We start from the raw sequence: 13729 nt of genomic DNA, 5'->3' as shown, positions 1-13729 counted from the left end.
ACCTAGTGAAACGAAAGAGGATTTATCTCAAACTGTCTTTATTCGATTTATGAAATGACTTAAGGAGGTTCATCAATGCCAGCAAAGGATCAATTCTCCATCTCCCGCAACCTGGAGGTGGGCGGTAAAAGTTACCGTTATTTCAGCCTGCAGGCTCTCGAAGAGCAAGGATACGGCAGCGTATCCAAGCTTCCTTTCTCCATTCGGGTGCTGCTGGAAGCAGCCGTGCGTCAGTTCGACGGACGTGCAATTACCGAAGATCATGTAAAACTCTTGTCCAAGTGGAATGAAGGACGCGACAACAACAAGGAAATTCCGTTCATTCCTGCCCGTATCGTATTGCAGGACTTCACCGGTGTTCCGGTTGTCGTAGACCTTGCAGCTATGCGTGACACCGTTAAAAAATCCGGCGGCGACCCTAAACAGATCAACCCTCTCGTTCCGGTCGACCTCGTTATCGACCACTCCGTCATGGTTGACGCTTTTGGTACCGATCAAGCTCTGGAAACGAATATGAAGCTTGAATTTGAGCGTAACGAAGAGCGTTACCGCTTCCTCCGCTGGGCTCAAACGGCATTCAACAACTTCCGCGCAGTTCCTCCTGGAACGGGGATCGTTCACCAGGTTAACCTGGAATACCTTGCTTCCGTAGCGGCTACGAAGACGGTTGACGGCGAAACGCTGGTCTTCCCTGATTCCCTCGTAGGTACGGACTCCCATACAACCATGATCAACGGTCTTGGCGTTGTGGGCTGGGGCGTAGGCGGTATCGAGGCGGAAGCCGGCATGCTCGGCCAACCGCTGTATTTTGTAACGCCTGAAGTTATCGGCTTCAAGCTGACGGGCAGCCTGGCGGAAGGCGCAACAGCGACCGACCTTGCCCTCACAGTAACCGAGCTTCTCCGTAAGAAAGGCGTTGTAGGCAAATTCGTAGAATTCTACGGTCCTGGTCTTGCTAACATCAGCCTGGCTGACCGCGCAACGGTTGCCAACATGGCTCCGGAATACGGCGCTACCATCGGCTTCTTCCCGGTTGATAGCGAAACCTTGGCTTATCTCCGGAATACGGGCCGTACCGATGAGCAGGTTGAGCTCGTGGAGAGCTACTATAAAGCGCAAAACATGTTCCGTACGGCAGATACGCCGGACCCTGAGTTCTCCGATGTGATCGAATTGGATCTCGCTTCGGTTGTACCGAGCTTGGCTGGACCGAAGCGTCCGCAAGACCGTATCGAGCTTACCAACATGAAACAGAACTTTAACGATATCATCCGTACGCCAATCGACAAAGGCGGATACGGCCTCAGCGATGAGAAAATTGCGGAAACCGTTAAAGTCAATCATAAAGACGGCTCTACCAGTGAAATGGGAACGGGTGCCGTTGTTATCGCAGCCATCACCAGCTGTACGAACACGTCCAACCCAAGCGTTATGCTCGGCGCAGGTCTCCTGGCGAAGAAAGCCGTTGAACGCGGCCTGACGAAGCCTGGCTATGTGAAGAGCAGCTTGACCCCAGGTTCCCTTGTCGTAACCGACTACCTCGAGAAGTCCGGTCTCTTGCACTACCTTGAAGCTCTCGGCTTCTATGTTGCAGGCTATGGCTGCGCAACTTGTATCGGTAACTCCGGTCCATTGCCGGATGAAGTGAGCGAAGCGATTGCCGACAACGACATGACGGTAGCCGCCGTATTGTCGGGTAACCGTAACTTTGAAGGCCGCGTGCATGCTCAAGTCAAAGCCAACTACTTGGCTTCGCCGCCATTGGTTGTTGCTTACGCTCTGGCAGGCACAGTGAACATCGACCTGCAGAACGAACCGATCGGCTACGATCCGAACAATGAGCCTGTCTATCTGAAAGACATCTGGCCAACGAGTGCGGAAATCCGCGAAGCGATCGGTCAAGCCGTTAGCCCTGACGCTTTCCGTGAGAAATACGAGAATGTGTTTACCGCCAATGAGCGTTGGAACAAGATTCCTGTTCCTGAAGGCGAACTGTACGAGTGGGACGATCAATCCACTTACATCCAGAACCCGCCATTCTTTGAAGGCCTGGGCAACGGCCTGAACGACATCCAGGACATCAAGGAAGCGCGCGTGCTGGCTCTCTTGGGCGATTCCGTTACAACGGACCATATCTCCCCAGCGGGTAACATTGCAGTGAACAGCCCGGCCGGTAAATATCTGAGCGACCGCAACGTGGAGCGCAAAGACTTCAATTCCTACGGCTCCCGCCGGGGTAACCACGAAGTCATGATGCGCGGTACCTTCGCTAACATCCGGATCCGTAACCAGGTAGCTCCAGGGACGGAAGGCGGCGTTACGACTTACCTGCCAACGGAAGAAGTGATGTCCATCTATGATGCTTCGATGAATTATCAAGCAGGCGGACAGAACCTCGTCGTTATCGCCGGTAAAGAATACGGTACAGGAAGCTCCCGTGACTGGGCGGCAAAAGGTACGTATCTCCTCGGCGTCAAAGCCGTGCTGGCTGAAAGCTTCGAGCGTATTCACCGCTCCAACCTTGTGGGCATGGGCGTGCTTCCGCTCCAGTTCCAGGAAGGTCACGGCTGGAAGAGCCTTGGTCTGAACGGCCGCGAGACATTCGATATTCTGGGCCTCAGCAACGATGTGAAGCCTGGTCAGGAATTGACCGTTGTCGTTACGCGTGAAGACGGAACCCAATTCGAGTTCCAAGCTATCGCCCGCCTCGACAGCATGGTGGACGTGGACTACTACCACAATGGAGGTATCCTCCAAACGGTACTGCGTCAAATGATCGCATCGAACCAATAAGACACACCCTACAGGCGCTTTAGCCTTAGGAACAAATCCCCATCATCCGCTTATGGATGATGGGGATTTTGTTATTTTTCGGTACTTTTTCCCTGAATATTGGATTTTCCGTTTCGGATGACGCCATGAAGGTTAATTGGTAAAAAACATTTCCGGAAAATCCATACCCAGGAGGAAAGTACCTATGATCAAAATACATACGTTAGCTTCGTTCCAATATCAATACCAACGGCCGCAGCCGGTGGCAGCGCCTAAGAAGGACGAAACGACGGATAAAGCCCTCACCTTTCAAGAGATCCTTAATCAGAAAATGAAGGAAAAGAACACGAAGCTGACTTAAGCTGGCCTTGCCTGTTACATAGCGATGCCGTCACGGCAAAAAGGACCGTTCCTACGATCACCAAGATCATGGGTAAGGTCTTTTTGCTCGTTATCGAGCGCTCTTTCCCCGCATAAAAAATGACCGGGCAGCTGTATCACATGGGGCCGCCCGGTCATTCAATAACTTATAGTGATGCTGTCCGCACTCTCGCAATAGAATGAATTAAATCATCATTCCCATTTCCCGTGCCGCCTCCATCAGGATTGGCGCATGTTCGCGAAGCGTTTCCGCTGACAGGCGGGTGACTGGCCCTGACATCGACAGTGCTGCCGCCACTTGACCATTCCGGTCAAAGATGGGTACCGATACCGCAGCGGCTCCAGGCTCGCGCTCTTCGATGCTGATCGCGTATCCCTTCTCCAGTATTTCGGCCAGCTGCTGCCGGTAAACGATCCGGTCGACAGATTCCGGCCAATCCGGCGCATTCAGCAGCTCCTCCTGATCGGCCGGTGGCGCAAAGGCCACCAGTACCTTGCTGGAAGCGCCAACCGACAACGGAAGTCGCACTCCGACCTGGGCGACCCGCCGAATGCCCTGGTTGCTCTGAACCGCTTGAATCCGAAGACGATCCGAACCGTCTCTTAAATACAAACTCACCGTTTCCCCAAGCTGATCCCGTAAGGCCTCCATCGCGGGCAGAAGGCGAATCGCCGGGTCGTCGCTTTGAGACAGATGCATGGACAGCTCCCATATCTTCAAGCCGAGCCGATATTTCTCCGTCTCTTTGTTACGCACAACGAATCCTTTGTCTTCCAGCGTTGTTAGCAGCCGATGAACGGTACTTTTATGTAATCCGATAAGGGTAGAAATCTCTGTGAGGGCAAGTTCACTGTCTTTCGTAAAACACATCAATATATCAAGCGCCCGCTCTACAGCACGCACCGTCAATTTACGGTCTTCCATCCCGACCAGCTCCTCTCCTGTTTCATTCTATGAAACCTGGTTACAAGAATTATATGAGAATTCTTCTCAAAAGTAAACCATCGAGACAGGGACTTTACAGTTGTCTTACAATCTATGGATTTGCATTGACTTTATAGGCATCCGGGCATACGATTATTATAATTCCAACTCTTTCATGTTAACGAAACAAATCCAGACTATATGGTAAGGAGGGGCCACTTATGAGCACAACGACTGGTAGTAATGCCCCACTCTCCCAATTAAATGACACGCCAGCCGAGCTGTCGACAGGCTTGGTTCGTTTAAAGCATATTATATTAGCGTTGTTATTATCTGTCGTTTTTTTCCTGGTTTTCTGTTTTATTGCGCTTCATGCCTATATTGCATGGGTTTTGTCGAATCCGACGGTTGCTCCGCTCTACTCCAATCCCAAGCTTGCTAAAGATATGAATTACGAGAATATCACGTTCCACTCCATTGACGGCAAACGAAATATAAATGGATGGTATATCCCGGCCGAGAACTCCTCCAAAACCATCGTGCTCAGCCACGGATACGGCGCTAACCGGGAGGAAACCTGGGTACCGATGTACGATATCGCCCATTACGCGCACAACATGAATTTTAATGTGCTGATGTTTGATTACGGTTTTGCCTCACAGACCAGCAAGGAAGTGGCAACCGGGGGCAAGGAAGAGAAACGCCAGCTTCTCGGGGCCATTGAACATGTGAAGCAGCGCGGCGCGAAGCAAATTGTCGTCTGGGGCTTCTCCATGGGTGCCGGTACGGCGCTGCAGGCAGGGCTTGAGACCAAGGATGTAGATGCCATGATTCTGGACAGCGCCTTTTTATTGGAGCCGGACACGCTTTACCACAACATTCACAACCAGATCAATCTTCCTCGTCATCCGTCCCTGGAGATTCTGGAGCTGCTCTTCCCGGTGCTCAATGGCACCAGCCTGGATCAGATCCCGTACAATGAGGTGAAGAAGCACGATTATCCGTTCCCGACCTTGTTCATTCACGGAACGAAAGACGACAAGGCACCTTACCCGATCGCCGAGAAGATTGCTTCCAACCAAACCCATACGGATTCGGATTCCTGGATTGTAGAGGATGCGCATCATGAGCTTATCTTCCGTGAACACCCTAAAGAATATCTGCGCAGAGTATCCACCTTTCTAGGAAAACTCGAAACACCGGATGAATCCTGATGCTTAATGATCATACGATCCACTTCCCCCTGCTGCTTTGATGCGGCGGGGGTATTTTTATTTCCCCCTCATAATACAGGCCGTCACGTGAATATAGTGTGTTTAGTGAACCTGATACTGGAGGGAACGGACATGTTATTTATTTACGGAGCGAGGCTCCCGGTACGATTACTCGAAGAGATCCGCTATTGGAAGCATCAGGAAAGGAAGCATACCGGACTCATCAAAGCCGTTGTGCCGGATCTGGAGCCGGACTATGTCAAAATGCTGGATCAATGGGCCGTGGTGTTCTCCGACACGGAAAAGGCAGCAGACGAACTTCTGCGCCACATTCTCCGTTATGACGGGCCTCCTTCTCCGCAGGTGCTGGCCCAGGTCGAACAGCTGCTGCGCGCTTCCTGCGAGCAATCCAGAGAGTTCATCCGCCAACTGCATGGCTTGAAGGAGCATAGTGAGGCTGTTCGGAAAGTGCCGCTCGCCAGCACGGTGCTGCACCATGTGATTCGGGAGTCCGAATACTTCCTGAACGCGCTGGAGACGCTCAACTCCGCTGGAGCGCTGGAGAGATTTATGGATGTGGAGATGCCGGTGCAATCCATGACGCTTCACGAGGCCTCCTCCCCACCGCCATCTCGCTCTGAGGCTGATCTGTCCATTCAAGGCATGGGAGACAGCGGCAAGGCCGTACCGATTGGCGGACATCGCCTTCCTCCGCTGCCTTACGCATATAATGCGCTGGAGCCTCATATCGACGAGAAAACCATGCGGATTCATCACGATATCCATCACCAAAGCTACGTCGACGGTTTAAACAAAGCGGAGAAAAAACTGGAGGCGGCCAGAAAAAGCGGCGATTTCGAGCTGGTGAAGCATTGGGAACGCGAGCTGGCTTTTCACGGAGCCGGCCACTATTTGCACACGATCTTCTGGGACATTATGAACCCGCAGGGCGGTGGGGAACCGGGCGGGGAGCTTGCCCAGCAGATCAAGAAGGATTTCGGAAACTTCGATCGCTTTAAAAAGCATTTCTCCGAAGCTGCAGACAAAGTGGAAGGCGGCGGCTGGGCGATCCTCGTCTGGAGTCCGCGCAGCCATCGACTGGAAATTCTGCAAGCCGAGAAGCATCAGAACCTCTCCCAGTGGGACGTCGTACCTCTTCTGGCACTGGATGTATGGGAGCACGCCTACTACCTCAAACATCAAAGCAAACGCAAGGATTACATCAAGGATTGGTGGAACGTGGTCTACTGGCCAGCGGTTGCGGAGCGCTTCAAGCATGCCAGTGAGCTGAAATGGAAGCCTTTTTAATTTAAAGCCTTGCTGGGTTGCTTCACATTGGTTAATATTGGGTATGATGTCTATAGCCCTCCTTACTTCATTATGGAGCTTAAGGAGGGCTTATCCTTATTCAAAGGGGTGATTCTCTGTACACTGGAGCACATTGGATAAAGGGGTCGGGATTGCTTACCTTACTCATCCTTTTTTTGTATCCGTAGGATGCGGCCATCCGTCTTCCATCAACAATGACAATCGCCATGGCAATGAATCCATCGTTGCAGCAAGCAATGCTGCGATTCAATACTTTAAGGAAACGTACGATCTGGAGGTCCAAATAACGAGCCAAAATAAATTACCTACATATGTCGCCGATGAAATTGATGTTGGAGGTTTTGTCATAGGGCATCCCGATCAGACTTTCAATTTATCTGTAAACTACAAGACCCTTGAAACCGGGCACTTGGTCATGAGTCCAGAATTGGACAGATTATTAAAACTAAGGAATAACCCGAGCCTATTGTTAGGTCTTTTTTACTACATATCTGGTTATTTATTCGGTTGAACGCTACCATATGCTGGATTATGATATGACAGTAAGCTTGGTGCGCCACTTCTACATTGCCTAAGGCGAAACGAAGAGAAACGCTGCGTTCCAAACTAGTACTGCAAGATTCAGCATGCCTGTAAGAGCAGAACATCACCACTGAAGGGATGGGTCAGTGTGAACAGTAGGTTCAAATCACGTGTTTTCATTTTTGCTTTTGTGCTTATCATTTTAATTGTTGGAGGATGCCAGCCAGTGAACAATAACCAAGCCAATACAGACGACAGCTCGGACGAAGTCATAACGAAGGCTAAGACCACAGCCGTTGAGCATTTTAAAGAGAAATACAACTTGGATGTCGAGATTACCAAAGAAGAGATGATGCCTTCTATTGTAGCGGACAAGGTCAACCTTGAAGGGTTTGTAGTAGATCATCCGGAACAAACCTTTAAAATATCCGTTGATTTCAACACAGGCGAGACATCTAATTTCGTAATGAACCCGGAGCTCAGAAAAGCGATTAAGGGCGAGTGATGGGTTGTGCTGCCTTTTGGCTGTAACTAAAGGTTCTGATCCTGCTGAGTCATGTTAAGGAGGGAGTATATTTGAGTTCACCGCAAGTGGATGACGAGACGTACCGATTGATGTCAGAAGCGGCTTATCTCGATCTGAAAAAAGAAGATACCGTTGAGGACTTGCCTGGGTGGGAAGTCCTTGAGGACTATAAGAGCAACAGCATATCAGGCTTTGATGCGGTAACTTTTTACAACAAGGAAACGAATCAGGCCGTTATCGCTTACCGGGGCACCGAGGCAGGGAAAGACTTATCCCATGCTCTCCCCGATTATTTGGCCGATGCGGACATTGGTATTGAAGAGATCAAAAGAAAAATCCCGGAATTTCGGCCACCTTGGGCGGACCATGTAGACAAAGTCAAAGAAGCCACGGGGATTAACGATGTCACGGATTGGTTCGGTGAACAATCGCGGCAGATCGATAAAAAAACGGATATATTGGGAACCAACCAGTTGTATCAAGCCGAGGATTATGCGCTGGAAATGAAGGAGAAATACAAGGGTGTTGATTTCACCCTCACGGGTCACTCCCTAGGGGGAGCCAACGCGCAATATGCTGCCGCCTATACGGGCATGTCGGCTGTCACCTTCAGTGCTCCGTCGGTCATCGGTAGCCTCTCCCCTGAAGCCAGAAGAAAGGCAGAGAACGGGGAATTCGATTCCCAAATCATTAATTTCGCCCATCCAGGCGACATTATTGCCAGCGGCGCGCTCGGCGGCTTCGATGGCCATGTCGGTTCTACCTATTACATAGACTCCAGTTATAAAGACGCCAATGACGGTCTCAGTATAAAAGAAAAAATTGATAATACACTGGGCGGCCCCAATTATCATCAGCTTGACCGCTATCGATTCGAGGATGGCTACATTTCGAACCGTCTTTATGACGGCTCTACCGATAAAGCCGTCGATTCGCCCAGAATCCCTGCTCACGGCAATCTCTTGTTTGGTCTTGGCGGACCGCTGAGCAATTTGGGCTTAGGTTTGGGCGGCTCGCTGGGAGCCCTGGGCGGCTCCGCAGGAGGCTCCTCCGGTACCATCCAGGTAACCCCTGCCGAGCTGCGAAGCGTAGCCGAGAAATGGAGAGCACACGCCCATCAAAGTGATGCCGAAATCCAAGGAATCCGGCAGCGTCTCTCCAAATACATGTTCTCCAGCCACAGCAGACGTCTGCAGCCTATTGTCCAGCAGCTGGATACATCTATCATGTCGATGAGTCAATGGCATCTGCAGCATACCACCGACATCGTTCAGTATATTAAATTCAAAGCGGATTTATTTGAACGGACAGACAACAGCGGGTAAACATCAATACGAAAACTACCGGGAGGGATGGAGATGAGTCGAGAGATTCTGCTGGAGCTGGATGATTTGCTTCAGGCCGAACGCGAGCTGTCAGGACTGCTGGCAGCCATTCGGGCCGACGAACAGGAGGCACGGGTCATGTACGCCCGTCTGCAGGATTGGAAGGGACAATCCGCCAATGTGCTGCGCGATCAGATTGAAACCTTCTTCATGGAGATGTCCCGCCGCATCCGGGATATCGAGGAGCAAAAACAAGCACTCATCCAATATGTGCAGTATATGAAACAAGTGGATGGGGCCTCTTAAGAAGCCCTTGCCTTGCATCGATTAACATATGAGCTCACATTCGTTGCTGAGCACAAAAAAAGGCTTCGCCTCCGTGGGCGAAGCCTTTTGCAATTGTCTGGATCCTGCTTAGTCTTTAATCAAAGACAGAAATTCTGAACGCTGTGCAGAATCACTCTGGAAGGTACCGCGTACAGCTGACGTGACCGTTTTGCTGCCCGGCTTCTTCACACCGCGCGCGCACATGCACAGATGCTCGCCTTCCACAACGACCATCACGCCGTTTGGCTGCAGCGCCTCCACCATAATGTCCGCGATCTGCGAGGTGATGCGCTCCTGCACCTGAAGACGGCGGGTAACCGCCTCTACCAGACGCGCCAGCTTGCTCAAACCGGCGATTTTGCCGCTAGGGACATAACCGATATGGACTTTGCCAAAGAACGGAGCCATATGATGCTCGCACTGGCTGTAATATACGATATCCTTCACGATAACCAATTCCTCATGATTCTCGTCAAAGGTAACCCCGAGGACATCCTTGGGATCCACTTCGTATCCCGCAAAGATCTCCTCATACATCCGCGTTACACGGGCCGGTGTCTCAAGGAGTCCCTCACGCTGGGGATCTTCACCGATCAGTTTCAATATTTGCTCTACATGATACTCGATCTGCTCCCGGTTATCGCCTACTTTATTGTTCACATAATCCTTTACACCCGCCACGGTACATCCCCCTTTTTCGTTCCATAGAAAAAGCAAACGGTTAACTTATAGCCGCTGTTAGCGGCCTTTTTAAATAGAAATGCCCCTCCGTCATTTCATTTAGACGGGAGCGGGCTTTTTTTCATTATGATTTGCGTTTACGGCCTTGCCCTTTACCCGGCATAGGCTGATTTTTCATCATTTGCTGTGCGCGCTGCATTTGCTTGCTGTTCATGTTATAGCCCATTTGTTTTGCCATCTTCTGCAGCATTTGCGGATCGTTTTGCATCTTCTCCAATTGCTTGCGGAGATAGAATACGCCGATAAAAAATCCGCCAACCAGACCCACGATCAATGTAATAATCGGAATGACTATATCCATCACTTGACCACCTTCTACTATACTAATATTTACCATTTAATGGCGCATATACGAACCTATCATAGCATGTCCTTTTCGCCACAGCAAATGAAAATAACGGATACATGGCAGCGAGCGGCCCTAGTCATGGATATTGTATCCTTTACGACCCTTTTCGGCCTGGCATAGCTCCTTCAATTGTTAACAGAGTGCGTTTGATCTCCGGCCCGCCGGCATATCCGATGAGAGCTCCGTCAGCACCTACCACACGATGACATGGCACGATGATCGGGACCGGGTTCTTGTTGTTCGCTCCGCCTACGGCACGAACCGCTTTAGGACGCCCGATGGATTCGGCTACATCCTTATAGGAACACACCGTTCCATAAGGAATGGACTTCAGCGCTTCCCACACCTGCAATTGGAATGAGGTTCCGCGCATGTCCAGCTGTACGTCGAACGCCTTTAGCTCCCCTGCAAAATACTGCTTCAACTGCGTGATCGCAGGAGCTAACCTTGCCTCGTCACGCTGGTAGCCGCCGTTACCGGCCCAGGTCCGTGACCACTGCTGGATGACCGCTTCCTTCACATAGAAGCTGCCAAATTCAATAAGACATAATCCCTTCTCCGTTGCGCAGACCGTCAGCGGTCCAATCGGAGATTGAAGTTCATCGTAATACAGCATTTCCGGTCCTCCTTCAGGGATGGCCATCGGCTCAACTCCCTGAATAACAGGACTCTCCTGTTCCGGTTTGTCCCCATTAGAGGAACCCGCAGCAGGAGTGCCAGCGGAAGAAGCATCAGCCGCAGCTCCGGCAGGCGCTTCTTTCTCACTCGGTGTATTCAGTTTATTCAAGGCTTGCTGCAGCATATCTCGTACTTGGGAATCCCCTTCTGATTTCATGCTTTTCTCTAAGTTGTTCAACGCTTCTTCGCCTCCAATACGGCCCAGAGCCCATGCAGCGGTTCCCCGCAGCTCCGGACGCGGGTCTTTCAGCAGTACCTCGCTCAGCTTCGGTACGGCTGAAATATCTTTAAAGTTGCCAAGCGCGATGACAGCATTGCGCTGAATCGGCTTTCGGCCGCGCCAAGCGGCCGAAGTATCTCCAAATGCCTCCTTGAATTCCCGGTTGGTCATATCCAGGATGGGCAGGAGCAGCGGCTTAGCTTTTTCAGGATCGGGCTTAAAGTCCTCTTGATGAGTCCAATTCTTGCCCCGGTTCTTCGGACAAACAATTTGACAGGTATCACAGCCGTACAGCCGGTTACCGATCTTGCGCATGGCTTCTTCGTCCAGAAACCCTTTGGTCTGGGTTAGAAAAGAAACGCAGCGCTGGGCATTCAGCTGCCCGGGACCGACAAGCGCGCCGGTTGGGCAAGCGTCAATGCACTTGGTGCACTCCCCGCAGTCCTCGGTTACCGGCGTATCCGGCGGAAACGGAATATTGGTCACCATTTCGCCGAGGAATATCCAGGAACCGAACTTCGGAGAGATGATGGCGCAGTTCTTAGCGCTAAAACCAATCCCCGCTCGCTGCGAAACCGCCCGGTCAACAAGCGCGCCCGTGTCCACCATACTTTCAAGCTTCGCATCCGGCACGCGTTCTTTAATGTACTCCTCCAGGCGGCTCATGGCCTCGCGGAGAACCTGATGATAATCCCTTCCCCATGCAGACCGCGCCATAATCCCCCTGTACTTGCCAGGCTCTGATTTAGGCGGGTTCTCCATCTTGGAGTGGTACGTTATTGCAATGGCGATCAGGGACTTCGGCTTCGTACCGGGAAGGGCCGGAGTAACCCGCTTATCCAGATCGGACTCCTCAAAGCCAGACTCATACCCTTTATCCCGATGGTTTTGCAATATTCCCTTCAAGGATTCGAACGGCTCCGCCGAAGCAAAGCCGATATCATCAATGCCAAGCTCCGGTGCAACGGTCTTAAGCTCCTGCTTAAGCTCCTCCCATACCGAAGGCGGAGGAGCATACGAGCCGAGTGTGTAGGTCATTCTCCAGCGCCTCCTTTCCTGGGATGATGTTCTGTCTTTTCAGCTACAGCTTTTTGATCTCGGACAACGGCCAGAAAATAAATTCAGCCCTGCCCACGATGTCGCTTTCCTTCACGCTGCCGAACATGCGGCTGTCCTTGCTCTTTCCAAGATGGCGGTTATCTCCCATAACGAAGTAGCGGCCCTCTTCCAGGGTTATGGGCTCAAAGCCCGGGTCCTCGATCGGGACATCGGTATATCCTTCCTGCTGTGCAACTCCGTTTACGTACAGCTTCTGGTCCTTTACCTCAATGGTGTCCCCAGGTACGCCAACGACACGCTTTACAAGAAACTCCTTCTTATCCGGGCCATCGCTCGGGTCCTTAAGCACAATGACATCGCCATGGCTCGGTTCGGCAAAGCGATATACCACTTTATTAATAAACAGCCGCTCCGATGCTACCAGTGTCGGCTGCATAGATTCACCTTTAACCATAGAAAGGTTGAACACAAACATATTTAGAAGCACCATAATAACAAATGCAATCGCAATCGTCTTTACCCAATCCCAAAGCTCGGCAGCCCAGCCGTTCTTCTTGCCAGGTTGATTCTGAGGTCCGTTGTTCTCGCCCTGCTCAGTTGAATCCGGAGAAATCACTTGTCCCATGCTACACCTACTTTACTTCGATTTCGCCTTCGGGTACCAAAGGCGGCACCTTCAAAAAAGGTACATTAATAGAAAAGCATATCTCCCACCCATTTGCAACGGCTGAAAGATATGCTTCATATCGAAAAAATGTCGTTTCTTATCTCTGTCGAAGCTTAAGGCCGCCGTTTGCGCCCGCTCGTATGTACCGCTCTCGTCATGACTACTATTGACCAAGGATACTGAGCTTCTGGAACGACCGCAGGATTTGGCTGGCACCGTATCCCATAGCTTCATAAAATGGCATGGCTGCGGCGTTGTGCTCGTCTCCGGCTACCATGATCCGACTGACTTTCCGTGATTGAAAACGCTGTTCCATTGCCGAAATCAATGCTTTGCCAATCCCTTTTCTGCGGTAGTCGGGATGAATGGCAATGCGGTAATAACAACCATGATTGCGTTCGATCGTACCGATTAAGGCACCAACGATTTCACCGTTTTCTTCAGCCACCATAATCAGATCGGAGTCCCAAGCAAGCTGTCTGGAGAAGGGCTCCATCGTGTTTTCGTAGCATTCTTCCGATAAAGCAATCTGCAGAAGCTCGGTTACGGGGTTACAGTCACTCAACTGAAAGGAACGAACATGCATTTCAAAATCTCCCTTTTCGTTAGCATGATGCGGTTTACCCGGTTTACAAAAATCTAGTATTCCGTTAACGCAAACCTGACATTTATGTTACTACAAAAAACCCGAAAA

The 13729-nt window shown here is 51.0% G+C and carries 14 protein-coding genes; 8 read left to right on the top strand and 6 right to left on the bottom strand.

Annotated features, from left to right (window positions below):
• Positions 1–75: 75 nt before the first annotated feature.
• Together acnA and MKY82_RS04440 are read left to right on the top strand one after the other, a co-directional pair.
• Positions 76–2793: an aconitate hydratase AcnA gene (acnA, locus tag MKY82_RS04445; protein WP_071220873.1), complete on the top strand. Its 2718-nt coding sequence runs from the start codon at positions 76–78 to the stop codon at positions 2791–2793.
• Between the two features lie 184 nt (positions 2794–2977).
• Positions 2978–3133, top strand: coding sequence for a hypothetical protein (locus MKY82_RS04440; RefSeq protein ID WP_194540911.1), 156 nt, complete (start codon positions 2978–2980; stop codon positions 3131–3133).
• Positions 3134–3337: 204 nt separating this feature from the next.
• Here MKY82_RS04440 and MKY82_RS04435 read toward each other — a convergent pair whose 3' ends face one another.
• On the bottom strand, positions 3338–4078 hold the full coding sequence (locus tag MKY82_RS04435) for an IclR family transcriptional regulator (RefSeq protein ID WP_339221641.1): 741 nt from the start codon (positions 4076–4078) through the stop codon (positions 3338–3340).
• Between the two features lie 221 nt (positions 4079–4299).
• Here MKY82_RS04435 and MKY82_RS04430 point away from each other — a divergent pair, with 221 nt between their 5' ends.
• The 6 genes from MKY82_RS04430 to MKY82_RS04405 all read left to right on the top strand — a co-directional run bounded on the left by MKY82_RS04430 (position 4300) and on the right by MKY82_RS04405 (position 9300).
• Entirely contained in the window at positions 4300–5292 is a 993-nt protein-coding gene (locus MKY82_RS04430; protein ID WP_194540909.1) for an alpha/beta fold hydrolase, read from the top strand.
• A gap of 132 nt (positions 5293–5424) precedes the next feature.
• Entirely contained in the window at positions 5425–6600 is a 1176-nt protein-coding gene (locus MKY82_RS04425; protein ID WP_220686564.1) for a Fe-Mn family superoxide dismutase, read from the top strand.
• Between the two features lie 133 nt (positions 6601–6733).
• On the top strand, positions 6734–7132 hold the full coding sequence (locus MKY82_RS04420) for a hypothetical protein (RefSeq protein WP_220686565.1): 399 nt from the start codon (positions 6734–6736) through the stop codon (positions 7130–7132).
• 237 nt (positions 7133–7369) lie between these two features.
• On the top strand, positions 7370–7648 hold the full coding sequence (locus MKY82_RS04415) for a hypothetical protein (protein WP_071220877.1): 279 nt from the start codon (positions 7370–7372) through the stop codon (positions 7646–7648).
• A 71-nt stretch (positions 7649–7719) separates the two neighbouring features.
• Complete coding sequence (locus MKY82_RS04410; protein ID WP_339295563.1) at positions 7720–8994, top strand: hypothetical protein; 1275 nt, start codon at positions 7720–7722, stop codon at positions 8992–8994.
• A gap of 33 nt (positions 8995–9027) precedes the next feature.
• Entirely contained in the window at positions 9028–9300 is a 273-nt protein-coding gene (locus MKY82_RS04405) for a hypothetical protein (protein WP_194540905.1), read from the top strand.
• Positions 9301–9408: 108 nt separating this feature from the next.
• Here the strand turns inward: MKY82_RS04405 and folE are convergent, their stop codons facing one another.
• The 5 genes from folE to MKY82_RS04380 all read right to left on the bottom strand — a co-directional run bounded on the left by folE (position 9409) and on the right by MKY82_RS04380 (position 13621).
• On the bottom strand, positions 9409–10002 hold the full coding sequence (folE, locus tag MKY82_RS04400; RefSeq protein WP_071220880.1) for a GTP cyclohydrolase I FolE: 594 nt from the start codon (positions 10000–10002) through the stop codon (positions 9409–9411).
• 124 nt (positions 10003–10126) lie between these two features.
• On the bottom strand, positions 10127–10363 hold the full coding sequence (locus tag MKY82_RS04395) for a YneF family protein (RefSeq protein ID WP_009594912.1): 237 nt from the start codon (positions 10361–10363) through the stop codon (positions 10127–10129).
• A 142-nt stretch (positions 10364–10505) separates the two neighbouring features.
• Positions 10506–12347: a tRNA epoxyqueuosine(34) reductase QueG gene (gene queG / locus MKY82_RS04390; RefSeq protein ID WP_260069321.1), complete on the bottom strand. Its 1842-nt coding sequence runs from the start codon at positions 12345–12347 to the stop codon at positions 10506–10508.
• Positions 12348–12390: 43 nt separating this feature from the next.
• Entirely contained in the window at positions 12391–12993 is a 603-nt protein-coding gene (lepB, locus tag MKY82_RS04385; RefSeq protein ID WP_339295562.1) for a signal peptidase I, read from the bottom strand.
• Positions 12994–13198: 205 nt separating this feature from the next.
• Entirely contained in the window at positions 13199–13621 is a 423-nt protein-coding gene (locus tag MKY82_RS04380; protein WP_012819018.1) for a GNAT family N-acetyltransferase, read from the bottom strand.
• Between the last annotated feature and the right edge of the window lie 108 nt (positions 13622–13729).

Origin of the sequence: Paenibacillus sp. FSL W7-1279, assembly GCF_037969845.1 — a bacterium.
Lineage (GTDB): Bacteria > Bacillota > Bacilli > Paenibacillales > Paenibacillaceae > Paenibacillus_AQ.
This window is presented reverse-complemented; position numbering and strand designations above follow the sequence as displayed.

Bases quoted from the DNA above. Each gene is read 5' to 3' on its own strand.
- queG (WP_260069321.1), bottom strand. From the start codon at position 12,347: ATGACCTACACACTCGGCTCGTATGCTCCTCCGCCTTCGGTATGGGAG.
- MKY82_RS04440 (WP_194540911.1), top strand. From the start codon at position 2,978: ATGATCAAAATACATACGTTAGCTTCGTTCCAATATCAATACCAACGG.
- MKY82_RS04430 (WP_194540909.1), top strand. From the start codon at position 4,300: ATGAGCACAACGACTGGTAGTAATGCCCCACTCTCCCAATTAAATGAC.
- acnA (WP_071220873.1), top strand. From the start codon at position 76: ATGCCAGCAAAGGATCAATTCTCCATCTCCCGCAACCTGGAGGTGGGC.
- MKY82_RS04405 (WP_194540905.1), top strand. From the start codon at position 9,028: ATGAGTCGAGAGATTCTGCTGGAGCTGGATGATTTGCTTCAGGCCGAA.
- MKY82_RS04395 (WP_009594912.1), bottom strand. From the start codon at position 10,363: ATGGATATAGTCATTCCGATTATTACATTGATCGTGGGTCTGGTTGGC.
- MKY82_RS04380 (WP_012819018.1), bottom strand. From the start codon at position 13,621: ATGCATGTTCGTTCCTTTCAGTTGAGTGACTGTAACCCCGTAACCGAG.
- MKY82_RS04435 (WP_339221641.1), bottom strand. From the start codon at position 4,078: ATGGAAGACCGTAAATTGACGGTGCGTGCTGTAGAGCGGGCGCTTGAT.
- MKY82_RS04425 (WP_220686564.1), top strand. From the start codon at position 5,425: ATGTTATTTATTTACGGAGCGAGGCTCCCGGTACGATTACTCGAAGAG.
- lepB (WP_339295562.1), bottom strand. From the start codon at position 12,993: ATGGGACAAGTGATTTCTCCGGATTCAACTGAGCAGGGCGAGAACAAC.